We start from the raw sequence: 14,437 nt of genomic DNA, 5'->3' as shown, positions 1-14,437 counted from the left end.
GCCGGATTTGGCCATTTTTTATGATTCTTTTCGTTGAATAGCTCGCTATTCGCCTCAAATAATCATAAAAACTGTCTCAAACCGGACTTTTTCTCGCTACGGTCGGCTAAGTCCGACAGACTCCTAGACGATCAAAAGGTATTTTTCTGATCACTCTCTCACCTTTCTCTGACAAGCTGAACTCGGGACATTCATGGAGCAGCTGATGGCCAATGACAGTAAAGGCTCTCAAGTACTGTTTATAATCCAGAAGAGAAGTGTAGAGTTTCCTGATTCGATCACGATTCGCACAAAAATAGGGATGCAGAGGTTTGTCTTTTATCGAGGCTTCTGTTTCAGCCATCCTTTCATCTACGATTTTGTTCAGAATGGCATCAGGATCTGCAGGCACTTTGGGATCATGGGTAGAGGGCACGATCAGTTCGGCCAAAGACAGATTATGACCATTCACCAAAGCCTTACCTGTTTCACTGTCATGTAAGCAGACATTGCGCCCTGATATAGGTTTTTCATTGACGGCAGAAGGCGTCCGATCAACAGACTTGTTGACGCAGCCACACTCATAGAGAGGAGCGGGTTGAAAGGAGGTTACCGGGTTTTGGTACCCGGAAAAAGTAAAACTGACGGTAGTCGCATCCATACTGCATTATTCTGGTATTCCCTGACCATAGAGCTTTGACTCCAATACCGATTGAGAGTTCCCTCAGCCCGTCAGCATTTCCAGTTCAATCAGGTTGTTCAAAGCGATAACGGTTTCCTGCCCACACACAGCAATATCGGCCTTGAAGCCTGAACACACGTCAGGGCGTCCGGACTCACCAAAAAGTTTACAGAGATTCGTTTCATTGAGTTGCACACATCGCACTCCGGCAGGTTTACCCTCAGGCATTCCCGGTATGGGAGAAGAAATTGAAGGTGCTATACAACAGGCACCACAACCCAGACGACATTCCATTAACCAAACCCTGCAACCTGAAAAACAACCATAAACTCTCAATCAGTCACCAGGACTGAAAGGCGGCAGCATTCTAATCGGTCAATGGCCTGATAGAAACAGGGAATTATCGTAAGGTATAAATACGGATCCCGGAGAGTGTATTTTTTATCCCTGATACGTTAGGTTCTGTTGACATAAGTTCGTCGTGCTCAGCTCAAGCGAGAAAAGCTCTGGCAAGGCGTGGTAGCGCAGGAATACTCATGTCTTTCAAGCAATCACAACGAAGTCAGAGTTTTTCTCGCTTGAGCCCAAAGGGTGGGTCATAAAGTGACTTTCAGACTGCGTCGAGCGAATTTGACGTAGAAAAACTACGCCTGCATTCGTTCTCCTTGCTGAAAACCACTTTATGACTCACTGAGCACACAAACTTACGTCAACAGAACCTAATACCCTCGAATTATTGAAAGAAGTGAACAGAGTTCATGACATCACTCCATATCTCCAGCCAGTTCGATGGCGGCAATATCAAAGTCATCAACAAGAACAATCCGGAGCATATTCAACTGGAAATCAACAAAGACGTTGAGTCCGGTTTTTATCAGTGGTTTTACTACCGGGTAAGCGGTGCTGAAGGCCAACCGCTGACCATGCATCTGAACAACGCATCCGGGTCATCCTATGCTGAAGGCTGGAACGATTACCGGACAGTTGCCTCCTATGACAGAGAGCACTGGTTCCGCGTTGATACCGATTACGACGGTGATAAGCTGATTATTCAGCATACCCCTGAATGTAATACTGTCTATTACGCTTATTTCGCGCCCTATTCCATGGAACGTCACCATGACCTGATTGCCTGGGCTCAGCAATCCGCCATTGTCCAGACTGAAACCCTGGGTGACACCCTGGATGGACAACCCATGGACCTGCTGAAAATTGGTGGTGGCGAAGGCAAACACAATTGCTGGGTCATTGCCCGTCAGCATCCGGGTGAAACTATGGCCCAATGGTGGATGGAAGGTTTCCTCCAGCGCCTTCTGGACCCAGCCTGCCCGGTGGGTCGTGAACTGCTGCAAAAGGCCGTGTTCTATGTAGTGCCTAATATGAACCCGGACGGCAGCCGTCGTGGTCATTTACGCAGCAACGCCTGCGGTGCCAACCTGAATCGTGAATGGGCTGAGCCTACCCTGGAAAGAAGTCCGGAAGTGCTTCTGGTAAGGAATAAAATGGATGAAACCGGTGTCGATTTCGCTCTGGATGTCCATGGTGATGAAGCACTGCCTTATAACTTTATTGCGGCAGCTGAAGGCATCCCCTCCTGGACGGATCGACTGAATTCCCTGACCGAAAACTATCTTCAGGCTCTGGTTCAGGCCAGCCCTGATTTCCAGACAGAGTTTGGTTATCCAAAAGACGAACCGGGTAAGGCCAACATGACGGTGTGCACTGCTGCTCTGGCTGAGCGCTTTGACTGCCTGTCCATGACCCTGGAAATGCCTTTCAAGGACACGGTGGATTCACCGGATGAGTATCAGGGCTGGAGCCCCGAAAGAAGCCAGGCACTGGGAGCAGCCAATCTTAATGCAATGTATGCAGTGATTGATCAGTTTCGCTAAGCTAAAACGCCTCACTGGAAGGCATGGTCTTCACCCAGAAAGCCATGTCTTCCAGAGCCAGGTCATTCACCACTTCACCAACACTCGTGCATAAATCAAACAACACACAGACGTCATACTTCTGCGCCACCTTTGAAATCGCGCTAAAAGTCACACAGGCCTGGGTCATCATGCCACCGATATAGAGCGTATCAATGTTTTGCTCTGACAAAATCTCTTCCAGATTGGTTTCCTGAAAACAATCACCACAACCTTTCATAACAATCGGGGCTTTTGGAACCATCTCCGTGACCCTGGGGTGCAGTTCAACCCCTGGAGTCCCTTCCATAAAGAAAGAAACACTTTCTGACTGATAACCCACAATCTGCTGGACGAGAATAATGGGAATCCGGGCCTTTTGAGCTCTTTCAATGGCCTTGAGGGCTGTATCCAGTACGGTTTCCATATTCCAGAGAGGAAACCTACCTCCGGGAAAATAGTCATTCTGATAACCAATCAGTATCAGCGCCGGTGATGACATAGGTAAACCTTCAAACAAATCCAGGCAGGGGAAAGAAACAAACCATACATTCAGTTCAGCTACGTACTTGGCTTAACCCATGCATGACCGTCGATTGAAATTACTTGAAGCTAACGCAGAGTATACACCTTAATAAAAGAATAAAGATTTTACTGGCACGTTGTCAGCGCTTCTATCCCTATCTACATTTATCGCTTCTCGCCGGAAGATAACATTGAAAGGGGAAGCTCTAATGACTCGGGCAGTCCAGCTGTTTGTTCTCATACTCGTTACTGCCCAGAGCATTCACTGTCGGGCAAAACCGACAGTGACCCGAATCCAATTCTCCAACTATTCTGAACTGTCTTACAAAAATGCAGAGAGTAAAATACCGGGTGAAGCTCAGTCCTGTATCTACTACCTCAAACTGGAGCCTTACTGGAGCAAGATAGCTCTGAATATGGGGAGTTTTGTCCTCCAGCTTTATGGCATTATGCATTTCACTTTAAGTGCTGTTGCCATTGAAGAAATTTTAACGCTCTGGCTAAACGGTGATATTGAAGACCAGCCTGCTGACAGCTGGGAGTCTCTGATTGACGCGGCTTTCTCTATTCCTGAGCTATCAGAGTATGAAATTCTGGCTGAAGCAAAGCCTCACCTTCTGAGTTCCATAGAAACGCCCAATGGAGAAAACATTTCTCATCTGGAAGTGGATCAGGTCACGATTCGATTTACGGAGATACTGCGGCCATTCTGGCGAGAAGTGGCAGAAGCCCTTGGCGTCTCAAAGTCACATATCAGAAAAATAGAGACTTTTTATAATTATCATCACCGGCATCCTCTGGATGAATTTCTTTATCTCCACACTCGCAATACTTCAGAAAAGTATCCTGTCAATGATCATAAGATTCTCCGGGCGGGCTGGCTTACACCTGAAATCAGACAACACATTATCTCAGAATCCTATAAAGAGCGTTTTCCGAAAATATGCCCTGATATCGGAAGAATCAGCCCTCAGCAAAGATTACTTCACGGGAAGATTCAATCCGCTAAAGCGCCCGAATTGAAGCAGCTGAACCACCTGAACCACCTGAGCCTGAGCCTGAGCGACGGAGACTACAGTTTTCTTGAAATCATCAAGCCTTTCTGGAAACAACTGGCTACCCGGATTGGAGCCGAAGACTGGCACGTAAGAAGTATTGAAATGGATTTTTCTCAATCAGAGTTTGAACAAACCCTGATGCTCTTTCTGATGTGGTCCATGGACAAATTCAGGGTTTCACATAAAGTCATTCCACCCTTTACCTGGGAAGCCCTGATCAAGATTACTGATGCTATTTCAGAACTGGCAACCGATGAGAATTATATGAACTTTAGAAATCAGCTGGAATTTTGAGTCTGCCGGACTCTAACGCCCGGCAGACTCAAAATGATTCAGATCACCTGACTCAGAAACGCCTGCAGGCGTTCACTGCCAGGGTTGTCAAAGAAGCTCTCAGGTACGCTGTCTTCCAACAGCTCACCCGACTCCATGAACAAAACACGGTCTGCCACTTCACGGGCAAAGCCCATTTCGTGGGTCACCACGACCATAGTCATACCCGAACGGGCCAGTTGCTTCATAACTTCCAGAACCTCACCGACCATTTCCGGATCCAGTGCAGAAGTGGGTTCATCAAACAACATGATCTTTGGTTGCATGGCCAGTGCTCTGGCGATGGCAACACGCTGCTGCTGCCCCCCTGACAACTGGGGAGGAAAACTCTTGGCTTTGTCAGACAACCCGACTTTGGCCAACAGTTCTACTGCCCGGTCCTCAGCATCGCTACGGGAGATGCCACGAACTTTCATCGGTGCCAGACAAATGTTGTCCAATACACTGAGATGAGGAAACAGGTTAAAGGACTGAAAGACCATACCCACTTCTTCTCTCAGCTTATTGACATCACCCGGTGTGGTCAGGGAAATTCCATCGACGACAATTTCACCGGCATTAATCGTTTCCAGCTGATTCAAAGTGCGAAGAAAAGTGGATTTACCTGAGCCACTGGGCCCAACCACAACCACTACTTCTCCTTCCTTGATCGTCTGGCTGACATTCTTCAGGGCATGCACCCCATTAGGGTAGATTTTGTGAATATCCGTCACGGTGATGATAGCGTCAGTTTCTTGCGGCATACTTCACCTCCATTCTTCTGACGACATACGACAGAATACTGGTCAGTAACAGATAGAGCAGCGCTACCGTAAACCAGACTTCAAAAGGACTGAACGTACTACTGACGGTTTCCCTGCCAGCCTTGGTCAGATCTGTCAGGGAGATAACCGACACCAGGGAAGAGTCCTTGATCAGGTTGATAAACTGTCCCGCCAGCGGCGGCAATACCTGTTTGAAGGCTTGGGGCAGAATGATATAGCGCATGGTGGCACCACGGCTCATTCCCAGACTTCGCCCGGCTTCCATTTGGCCTTTATTAATGGATTCAATACCGGCCCGAATAATCTCGGCAATATACGCGCCAGTGAAGATCGACAGCGCAGCAACACCGGCGGTGAAACGATCAAGATGAAGAACCGTACCAATAAAGAAGTAAACGATGAAAATCTGTACCAGCAACGGGGTACCCCGAATCAATTCGATATAGAGAATCGAAAGGTTTCGCACTGCCGGGTTGGGTGAAATTCGCGCTAATCCTGAAATAACCCCCAGAAGAATCGCAAAAATAATGGACACCAGGGACAATTTGATGGTCATGACCAGACCATTGGCTATAGGCCCGGCCTTCCATCCATAACTGACGGCTAATAGATCACCTTCAAAGACCAGATCACCCTCGTAAACCTGAACGTCGGTAAAACCCTCAATAACAGTCTGTTCTGAGTCATCATAATCGTTGACCAGAACAAGTTTTCCACTGTCGTTTGTTGAGACAGTGCCGTCGAATTCAGCCCTGAGTGGATCTTCTGCCTTATAGAAGACGTACTGTGGAATGCGCTCCCAGCGCCAGATGTAGTCGATCGACTGACTGGATTTGTAGATACCCACGCCCATCAGCAGCAACAACACACCGAAAACCAGGTTCCAGAGAACCCGGTTCGGTTGCTTCTCCATTTGCAGCGGACGGGCGGCTACGGGTTTAGTACCCAGCACTTAGTTCAGGGTCTTCTGCCAGTCGGAATTTTCGAACCACTTGCCGTAGATCTTGTCGTAGGTGCCATCACCCCGGATCTGACGCATGAAGTTGTTCAACCAGTTCTCAAAGTCCGGATCACCCTTGCGGATACCCCAGGCCAGAGGCTCATGAGTAAAAGCAGTATCCAGGTGAGTCAGCTTGCCAGGGTTCTGGCTTGAGTAAATCGCATTGAAAGGCAGATCATAAACGAAAGCATCCGCTTTACCGTTAGACACTTCCAGAGCGCCATCCGCTTCTGTTTCAAACAGACGGATATTGGATTTGCTCAGGTAACGCTTAGTAGCCTGTTCGCCAGTAGTACCCAGCTTGGTTGCGACGGTGTACTTCTTGTCGTTGAGATCTTTATAGCTCTTGATTTCGCCTTCCAGTCCCTTGCGCACCAGAATCGTTTGACCTACTACAATGTAAGGTTGAGCGAAATTAATCTGCAGATTACGCTGTGGTGTCAGGGTCATTCCCGACATGATGATGTCAAACTTACCCGTCAGCAGAGCAGGAATAATACCATCCCAGGCCGTATTAACCAGTTCCAGTTTAACGCCCATTGATTTAGCCATCTGACGGGCAATGTCCACGTCAAAGCCCACAATGTCGCCGCGCTTGTTGGTCATTTCAAAGGGCATGTAGCCCGCTTCCATACCAACACGAAGCGTTCCACGCTCAATGATTTCGTTCAGGGTAGACTTCTGCCAGAGCGCATTGTCAGAAGCAAACAGGCTGCTGCTAAACGCCAGCATAAACGTCAGAAATGCCGCTATTTTTTTCATTATCTTTCACTCCACGGTTCCGGTTCGGCCAGAACTCAGTTACTTCCCGTTTTTATAATGTGAAAAAATCTGCCAGAGTCAGGAGGTCAGTCTGGATAAGACCGTTCCCAGTTCAATGAAAGATCGTGACTTTCACTCAAACCTTTCGATACACGGCTGCCCCTCAGGAGTCAGCACAATACCTCGTTCTTTGTCCTTTCTATCCGCCCTTTCTATGAAGGGCTTGTGTGCACAAGACTTGCGTATTTTACCTATACAGGGGGATTTGAACAGTACTTTAGTGCCATTCATTAAGAACACCTGCCCACAGAATGTTCTGGAAGAAAAAAAACTAAATGAGATGAGCCCGGGTGTCATAAATGAATCAAAATATAGATACACGATCTTCATTCTGACTGGATTGATGATCTGGTTCCGTCCGATGCTTCAACCACAGAGGCCTCAATATGATTTCTTCAGTGCGACTGAAAGCCCTGCTTCTTGCTCTACTGCTCATAAACTGCGTCACGGTCATGGCAAAGCCCAAAGTGATAGCCATCGTAAACCCTGCGTCCAGCTCTGCTTCGGTCTCCCTTTGGGCCAGGCACTACACAATGGACACTCCGATACCAACAATGAACTTTCTCAGTGAAATAGCCGACAGTGAGTCTATAAGTAACTACTATCGGACGGTTTACTTTAGCGCCTTCAAAATAGGCTCCGACCATCAAACTTTTACAGCGGTACTGGATACGGGATCAGCCAATATCTGGGTTCCCGGCGATCATTGCCAGACCGATGGGTGCGAAGGTAAACATCAGTTTCACCCCGCTTCCAGCCAGACATTTCAGGCTTCAGATCAAACGTTTCAATTGAAGTACGGAACCGGGGCCGTGAATGCTACTTTAGGTGTCGACCAGATCAGTATTGCCGGGTTGGTTGTAAAGAAGCAGGGTTTTGGAATAGCACTGGCCATTGACAAATTTTTCAAGGATTCAGGCTTTGATGGCATCTTCGGCTTGGCGTTCAAGGAGCTGGCTATTGGGCAGATACCTACCTGGGTAGAGAATGCTGCTAAAGAACAGCTCATCGCAAAAGCCCAGTTTGCCCTTTATCTCTCCAACAAAGCGAACGGTGAGGACAGCCGACTTTTCCTTGGAGATCCGGACAGACGCTTCTATCAGGGCAATATCCAGTGGCATCCATTAATTTCCATAAAGCCAAACTCACCAACGCGACTGTATTTCACTGTGGCTTTGCATGGGTTTAAAGTTGGTCAGTCCACATTATCGACTCACTGTCCTCAACAAGGCTGCCCTGCCGTGGTTGACTCGGGCACGTCGCAACTGATTGTCCCCAAGGCGGTTTTGGCCCAATTCCAGCATGATATAAAAGTAAAAGAAGACTGTTCAGAGCTGGACAAACTACCCACTATTTATATCCAGCTGTCCCAATTCAGCTATGACCTTACACCCGCTTTTTATGTCATCAAGATTCCAGGTCAAGATAATCAATTAGAATGCCGGTTGGGAATAGATGCCTTGGACGACAGTAGCTGGATTTTGGGCGACACTTTTTTACGATCCCGACTGTCTGTTTATGACCTTAAGAAAGCCCGGGTTGGGTTTGCCAAACTGGCTTCCAATCTGACTCAACAGCTGACTCTGAAAGAGTATCAATACATTCAGAGCCAACCATAAAGATCATGAAGGGCAGCCCTCTGGCTGTCCTTCATTGACCATCAACTACCAATCACACCACCATCATCTTTAGTAATCATAACGGTCGTTGAGCGAGGACGGGTTTTGCCGTCACTGGCCGGAAAGCTGATCTCCGGGTGCTGGATATTCACCCACATGACTTTCCCATCCGGTGTGGTCGTTACACCGGTAATTTCACAGCCCCTCGGTCCGACCATAAAGCGCTTCACTTCGGCCGTCACAGGATCACAACAGAGCATCTGATTGGTGCCCATATTGTAATTTCTGTCACTGTCATCCCCGTAATCCGTCTGAATCCAGAGGCGCCCCTGGAAATCGAACCAGATACCGTCCGGAGATGAGAAAATATCGCCCTGGATATTACCAATAAAGTTCTCTGGCACTTTGCTGTTGTCCGCTAAAGTCGCCCCGGGCCGATCACCGGCCAGCAGGAAAATTTCCCAGTCAAAGTCGGTAGCCGTTGGATCAGACTGGGCTTCAGTAAATCGAACAATCTGGCCGTGTCGATTATCTTTTCTTGGGTTAGCGGCATTGGTCGGCTGGTCGTCTTTTTTGCCCCGGTGTTTATTATTGGTCAGAGTGACATAGACTTCTCTTGTCGTTGGATGCACAGCCACCCACTCGGGTCTGTCCATAGTCGTGGCACCCACAATATCCGCCGCACGGCGGGCATGAACCAGCACATCAGCCTGACTGAAAAAGCCATTACGACGAGTCAGTCCCCCCTGGCCGAAGATCAGTGGTTTCCATTCGCCTTTACCGTCTTCATGAAACACCGCCGCATAGAGCGTACCATTATCCAGGATGTCAGAGTTTGCTGAGAGGCGCTGGGGATCATAAGCTTTCTCAGGTACAAACTTATAAACATACTCGCCCCGGGTATCGTCCCCGAAATAGAACGCCATCTGGCCATTTTCACCCAGAGATAAAGTAGAGCACTCCCTGACCAGGCGCCCCATGGCTGTCCGCTTTTTAGGGGTACTTTTGGGATCAAAAGGATCAATTTCCACCACCCAACCAAAACGATTAGGTTCGTTCACATAGCCGCCATGAGGTTGCTCTGTATCAGGAGTAGCATTGAAGCGGGGCTCTACTGACTCCCAGGCATAGTAGGCGCTGTTCTGTTTATTGGACACACCATAACGATGATGGGAAACACGTTTTTCGTAGTCTTCACGATCCCGGTTTACAAAATAGTTTTTCCAGTTTTCTTCACAGGTCAGGTAGGTTCCCCAGGGCGTGACGCCCATCGCACAGTTATTCAGCGTTCCCAGAACCGTCCGACCTTCGGGATCCGCCATGGTTTTCAGCATATCGGTGCCGGCAGCTTCCCCGGTCAAAGCCATGGGGGTGATGCCAGTGATACGACGATTGTATTTAGAATCCATGACTCTGACCCAGGCACCGTCAGTACTCTTTTTCACTTCGATAATGCTGACACCATGGGCAGCCATCTCTTTTCTGACTTCGTTTTCAGGACGGAACCGAAGGCCGTTCTCGTTTTCTTTGAAGGTCAGACCATCAGGATGCAGGGTTGGGTTGATGTATTCATGATTCATGACCAGCAGACCCTGATCATTAGGCTTGTCCCCAAACGGGAAGAACCAGATACCGTCGTGGTTCTGCCCTGCCTGTTTCATCTGGTCCTGCCAGGAATTAGAGGCATCTTTTTGCCAGGCGGGTGCGCCTTTCTCAACAGGGTCGCCCCAGGAAAAGAAAGACTTAGCCGTGTAACCTTGAGGGACAGTCACCGTATCAAAATTCGGATTTTGCTCAACAGGAATAGCCTTGAAACCAATCTCGGGTCGTTGGGTTGAACGGTAATGAGCCTGGGCAGTGCTAGGCAGCCCTGTGCCTGCCAGAAAACCCGCCATAGCCAGCCCCAGTCCACCTTTCAGAAAGTTTCTGCGGCCACTTTCGACCAACTCATTCAGGGAGCCGGAATCCGTTGGATTATCAACCTGATCATCTACCGCTTCCAGGCTTTCATGATATTCCTGATGGTTTTGTCCCAGTGACATGCAAGATTCCCTCATTATTTTTATAGTTAAGTACCTGGCCAGTTGATTCATACGATTCTGGGGAGTGGATTTTTTCATCCTTCAAAGCGTAACGGCGGGAGCATAGCCTTAGCTATGCGACCAGAGTTGGAACACAGAAGGATGGAAAAGCCACCGCCCGGAATATGCGAAAACAACAGGTGAGATACTTATCAGGCACCTGAATAAAGCCAGTGCTTTTTTAGCGAGATTATCTTGCAGGTGTTACAGAAATATTTCTATCAGCAGTCAAATCAGCTCAGTTCTCGGCCAGCCGATTTTCAGGTGTTGGGTCAGGCAACAGAACGGAAAGAACCGTGAGCTCTCTGGGCTTCTCTATTTTCCAGCGAGCATTGCCGGCGTCATCGCAGGCCAGCAAACTGTCACCAAACAGTTGCACCGCATCCAGGCAGGCAATCTGCATATCGATGGAAACTCTTTCTTCGCAGTCCATCGATGGAAACATCAGCTTGGTAGAATTCACCTTGATGGACTTTCCAAGAACAGGGTCATCATTGATTTTCAAATCACTGATCAGTTTAAACTGGTCATTAATTCTGGAGTGACAAACCCAGGCTTCCCCCTCTTTCACATCACCCGGAATTGAGACCAGAATGGTTTCTGACTTTTTAAAACGACCCCAGGGACCTTCATGGTTAAGCGGCAGGTCTCTTAATACAACACTGAGCTCTGAATCCGGTGAAAGGTCTTTGATATAGGACACCAGATTTTCTTCCCTGACCACACCCTCCAATTCAGATTCCAGAAGGGAAACCCGCTCTTTCACCTGGTTCAGCTCGGCTATTTTCTGTTTATAATCTTCAATAAATACGGTCGGTGTTTCAAAAGAAAATCCGTTGGCTCTGGCGTAAAGAGAGAAAGGTTCCGGTGGCTTGATAACGGGCTGAATCAATCCATAAAAAAACAAACCACAGAGGGACAAAACCAACGCGCCCTCTAACGTAATCACATTAAATATTTTTGTTTTATTGGTGTTGCCCGACGTGATATCTGCCCTGAACTTACTACTAAAGATCAAGGCAAGAATCAGACAACAGAGTAAAAAAGCACAGACGCCCGAAACCAGATATGGCCAATTTTCAGCAACAAACATTGTTTTTACGTCCATGTAGAGGGTCCAGTCAGTATAAACAGCCTACTACAACGGGCTCAATCATTAATCGATCTAACATTATGGTTTACAGGTTACCCTGAATAATTGATCAACCGTATCAAATGAGTCCGCCACTTTCGCTCTGCCCAGAAGATTAACTTGCCCTACATCATCCATGGTAACTATTCAGCACCCCTGATGATTTTGCAGGGATAAAAGGTTTTGGTTATAAGCCATGCCACACTTGAGTTTCAGAGATACAAATATGCTGTACTTTCGTTTATCTCGTGGGTAGTTGCGGCAATATGGTGTGGAAACTCAGCTTTTTAGGTGCATTTTTCGTCAAAAACTCCTTTTTCAGAAAGCTAAACGATCAGACAGCTTTTTCTACCCCTTGTGCGGTAAGCATTTCAGCACAACCCATTTCCAGCAGGGGGTGCTGAATAGTTACGATTCACCAGATAATCTTTCTGCTTTTTATATACCCAGGGAAAAGCCAGTCCCAGCGAGACTAATGTGACGATGGGTAGAAGTATAAAATGCAGAAAGGTTTGCCAATAAGATCCCTGGAATTTAAAGCGGACATTTCTCCAGGCACTAACCCTGGCATTAAACGACAGAGATTTATTAATAATAAATGGCAACACAAAAATAATAAGTGGCATCAGCAGCAAGCTGATCAAGGGAAAAAACTGATTCGCCAGAGAAAAAGCCACCAGCAGGCCCAAGCCAATCAGACGCCCTTTAAGAATAGTGATAGGGTCAGCCAGATAGCTGAATGATGAGCCCGCAACCCAGGTCGAGCCATAAAAGTAACGACGTGTTCTGACTTTTGCCCAGGCTGAATAAATACCTAGCGTGACCACTGTCAGAAGAACATTAACAATCCATATCCTGAAGAATTCACCGGCCTTACCGGTAAATTCGAAATGATGATGCACTTCCTGCCTTGGAGGGTGTAACTTCCCTGTCTCCATATTCACTCCGTGTGATGATTTCCATTTCAAGCAGGGGCAACTATACCGGCATTTTTTCTCGAAAAATGTAGGCTATTTCTCACAAAACCTTGAGATAAACGACTTAGGATGAGTTATAGGAAAGGATTGGCAGGAAAAATACGACAAGAAAAGGGATGCAGGGGACTCTGACATGATCAGAGCCCCTTTTCAGCAATCAGATCACTTCGAACAGGAAGTGGTTTTTCTTGCCCAGCTTAACCAGGAAGAAACGACCGTACAGAGCATTGTCTTCGGCAAAACATTCAGGCAGGTTCATGTTGTCTGCTGCACCACGGGCTGTACCGTTGAAAAATACTGCATTACGTCCCAGTGCATCTTTAACCTGTTTGCCACTCTTGACCATGCCCACTTCTGCGAACAGCTGAGTCATGGGGTTGCCTTCAAGCTCATCACGCTTGACGGTTGCACTGGGCAGACCATCCAGCTTGAGCTGTTCAAGGTCACTTTCGGACAGGCTGTTGATATCTCCCGAGAACAGTGCTTCAGTGATGCGTTCTGCAGCCTGCAGACCTTCTTCACCATGCACCATGCGAGTCACTTCTTTGGCCAGAATCTGTTGAGCCTGTGGACGTCCTTCTCGGGCTTCGTCTTCTTTTCGAATGGCTTCAATCTGTTCCTGTGGCAGGAACGTGAAGAAATTCATAAAACGGTAAACGTCCGCATCTGCGGTATTCATCCAGAATTGGTAGAAAGCGTACTGAGAAGTCCTGGCAGTATCCAGCCAGACAGCACCACCCTCGGTTTTACCAAACTTGGTGCCATCGGACTTGGTGATCAGAGGTACCGTCAAACCAAAGGTTCTGGCCTGATTTTGACGACGGGAAAGATCTATACCGCCTACGATGTTACCCCACTGATCACTACCCCCAACCTGCAGGGTGCAGTCATAACGACGGTTCAATTCAGCAAAATCCATTCCCTGCAAAAGAGCGTAGGAGAACTCGGTGAAAGAGATACCGGAACCTTCGCGATTCAAACGCTGCTGAACAGATTCCTTATTGATCATGGCATTGACGGAAAAGTGCTTACCGATGTCACGCAGAAAATCCAGTGCGGACATGTCACCCGCCCAATCCAGATTGTTGACGACTAATGCAGCATTCTCACCGCAGTCAAAATCAATAAACTGACTGACCTGCCCCTTGATCTTGTCCACCCAGTTTGCCACCACATCAGGCGTATTCAGCTGTCGTTCAGCTGCTTTGAAACTGGGATCCCCAATCAAGCCGGTCGCACCGCCCACCAGAGCAATGGGTTTGTGTCCTGCCATCTGGAAACGTTTCAGTACCAGCAGGGGAACCAAATGCCCCAGATGCAGACTGTCTGCAGTCGGATCGAAGCCGCAATAAAGAACCCGTGGCTGTTCACTCAAATGAGCGTCCAGCTCTTCCACGGCAGTGGTCTGCGCGATAAGCTGGCGGGCCTGCAGATCTTTCAGAAGCGGATTTTGACTCTCAGACATTTACCTATCCTGCTATGAGGTCTACGGGACTGGCAGGACAATAAACGCCAGTCTCCTGATTTAAAAACTGCCAAAGCAGTCTTGAGCTCA

At 47.9% G+C, this 14,437-nt stretch carries 13 protein-coding genes; 3 read left to right on the top strand and 10 right to left on the bottom strand.

Annotation, left to right across the window (positions count from 1 at the left end; translation table 11 throughout):
• Positions 1 to 106: 106 nt before the first annotated feature.
• Both ACR2PX_RS10500 and ACR2PX_RS10495 read right to left on the bottom strand, forming a co-directional pair.
• Positions 107 to 640 carry a hypothetical protein gene (locus ACR2PX_RS10500; RefSeq protein WP_433999307.1) on the bottom strand — a complete coding sequence of 178 codons (534 nt, stop codon included), beginning with the start codon at positions 638 to 640 and terminating at the stop codon, positions 107 to 109.
• 63 nt (positions 641 to 703) lie between these two features.
• A complete protein-coding gene (locus ACR2PX_RS10495) occupies positions 704 to 955 on the bottom strand; it encodes a YkgJ family cysteine cluster protein (RefSeq protein WP_433999306.1) in 252 nt (83 codons plus the stop codon).
• Between the two features lie 464 nt (positions 956 to 1,419).
• On the opposite strand from ACR2PX_RS10495, the gene ACR2PX_RS10490 reads away from it, so the two are divergent.
• Complete coding sequence (locus ACR2PX_RS10490) at positions 1,420 to 2,553, top strand: M14 family metallopeptidase (protein ID WP_433999305.1); 1,134 nt, start codon at positions 1,420 to 1,422, stop codon at positions 2,551 to 2,553.
• 1 nt (position 2,554) lies between these two features.
• On the opposite strand, the gene ACR2PX_RS10485 is transcribed toward ACR2PX_RS10490, so the two are convergent.
• On the bottom strand, positions 2,555 to 3,073 hold the full coding sequence (locus tag ACR2PX_RS10485; protein ID WP_433999304.1) for a cysteine hydrolase family protein: 519 nt from the start codon (positions 3,071 to 3,073) through the stop codon (positions 2,555 to 2,557).
• Between the two features lie 232 nt (positions 3,074 to 3,305).
• Here ACR2PX_RS10485 and ACR2PX_RS10480 point away from each other — a divergent pair, with 232 nt between their 5' ends.
• The gene (locus ACR2PX_RS10480) at positions 3,306 to 4,448 is read left to right on the top strand and encodes a hypothetical protein (protein WP_433999303.1); all 1,143 of its coding nucleotides are present in this window, start codon (positions 3,306 to 3,308) and stop codon (positions 4,446 to 4,448) included.
• A 38-nt stretch (positions 4,449 to 4,486) separates the two neighbouring features.
• On the opposite strand, the gene ACR2PX_RS10475 is transcribed toward ACR2PX_RS10480, so the two are convergent.
• The 3 genes from ACR2PX_RS10475 to ACR2PX_RS10465 are packed head-to-tail and all read right to left on the bottom strand — an operon-like array spanning position 4,487 to position 7,013.
• Positions 4,487 to 5,230, bottom strand: a complete 744-nt coding sequence (locus tag ACR2PX_RS10475) for an amino acid ABC transporter ATP-binding protein (RefSeq protein ID WP_433999302.1) — start codon at positions 5,228 to 5,230, stop codon at positions 4,487 to 4,489.
• Positions 5,214 to 6,203, bottom strand: a complete 990-nt coding sequence (locus ACR2PX_RS10470; RefSeq protein WP_433999301.1) for an amino acid ABC transporter permease — start codon at positions 6,201 to 6,203, stop codon at positions 5,214 to 5,216. The genes ACR2PX_RS10475 and ACR2PX_RS10470 overlap by 17 nt, the downstream gene beginning before the upstream one ends.
• Positions 6,204 to 7,013 (bottom strand): transporter substrate-binding domain-containing protein, encoded by an 810-nt coding sequence (locus tag ACR2PX_RS10465; protein WP_433999300.1) that lies wholly within the window; start codon positions 7,011 to 7,013, stop codon positions 6,204 to 6,206. It lies immediately after the preceding gene.
• 446 nt (positions 7,014 to 7,459) lie between these two features.
• Between ACR2PX_RS10465 and ACR2PX_RS10460 the strand changes: the two genes are divergently transcribed.
• Positions 7,460 to 8,692 (top strand): pepsin-like aspartic protease, encoded by a 1,233-nt coding sequence (locus ACR2PX_RS10460; protein ID WP_433999299.1) that lies wholly within the window; start codon positions 7,460 to 7,462, stop codon positions 8,690 to 8,692.
• Positions 8,693 to 8,733: 41 nt separating this feature from the next.
• On the opposite strand, the gene ACR2PX_RS10455 is transcribed toward ACR2PX_RS10460, so the two are convergent.
• From ACR2PX_RS10455 to tyrS, 4 genes are all read right to left on the bottom strand, one after another.
• Positions 8,734 to 10,734 carry a PhoX family protein gene (locus tag ACR2PX_RS10455; RefSeq protein ID WP_433999298.1) on the bottom strand — a complete coding sequence of 667 codons (2,001 nt, stop codon included), beginning with the start codon at positions 10,732 to 10,734 and terminating at the stop codon, positions 8,734 to 8,736.
• Positions 10,735 to 11,011: 277 nt separating this feature from the next.
• Complete coding sequence (locus ACR2PX_RS10450) at positions 11,012 to 11,881, bottom strand: hypothetical protein (RefSeq protein WP_433999297.1); 870 nt, start codon at positions 11,879 to 11,881, stop codon at positions 11,012 to 11,014.
• A 395-nt stretch (positions 11,882 to 12,276) separates the two neighbouring features.
• Positions 12,277 to 12,843, bottom strand: coding sequence for a YjgN family protein (locus ACR2PX_RS10445; protein ID WP_433999296.1), 567 nt, complete (start codon positions 12,841 to 12,843; stop codon positions 12,277 to 12,279).
• Between the two features lie 196 nt (positions 12,844 to 13,039).
• Complete coding sequence (tyrS, locus tag ACR2PX_RS10440; protein WP_433999295.1) at positions 13,040 to 14,347, bottom strand: tyrosine--tRNA ligase; 1,308 nt, start codon at positions 14,345 to 14,347, stop codon at positions 13,040 to 13,042.
• Between the last annotated feature and the right edge of the window lie 90 nt (positions 14,348 to 14,437).

The organism is Endozoicomonas sp. (assembly GCF_051008435.1).
Taxonomy (GTDB): Bacteria; Pseudomonadota; Gammaproteobacteria; order Pseudomonadales; family Endozoicomonadaceae; genus Endozoicomonas_A.
Note: the sequence above shows the minus strand (reverse complement) of the source record. Positions and strands in the feature narration are given on the sequence as shown.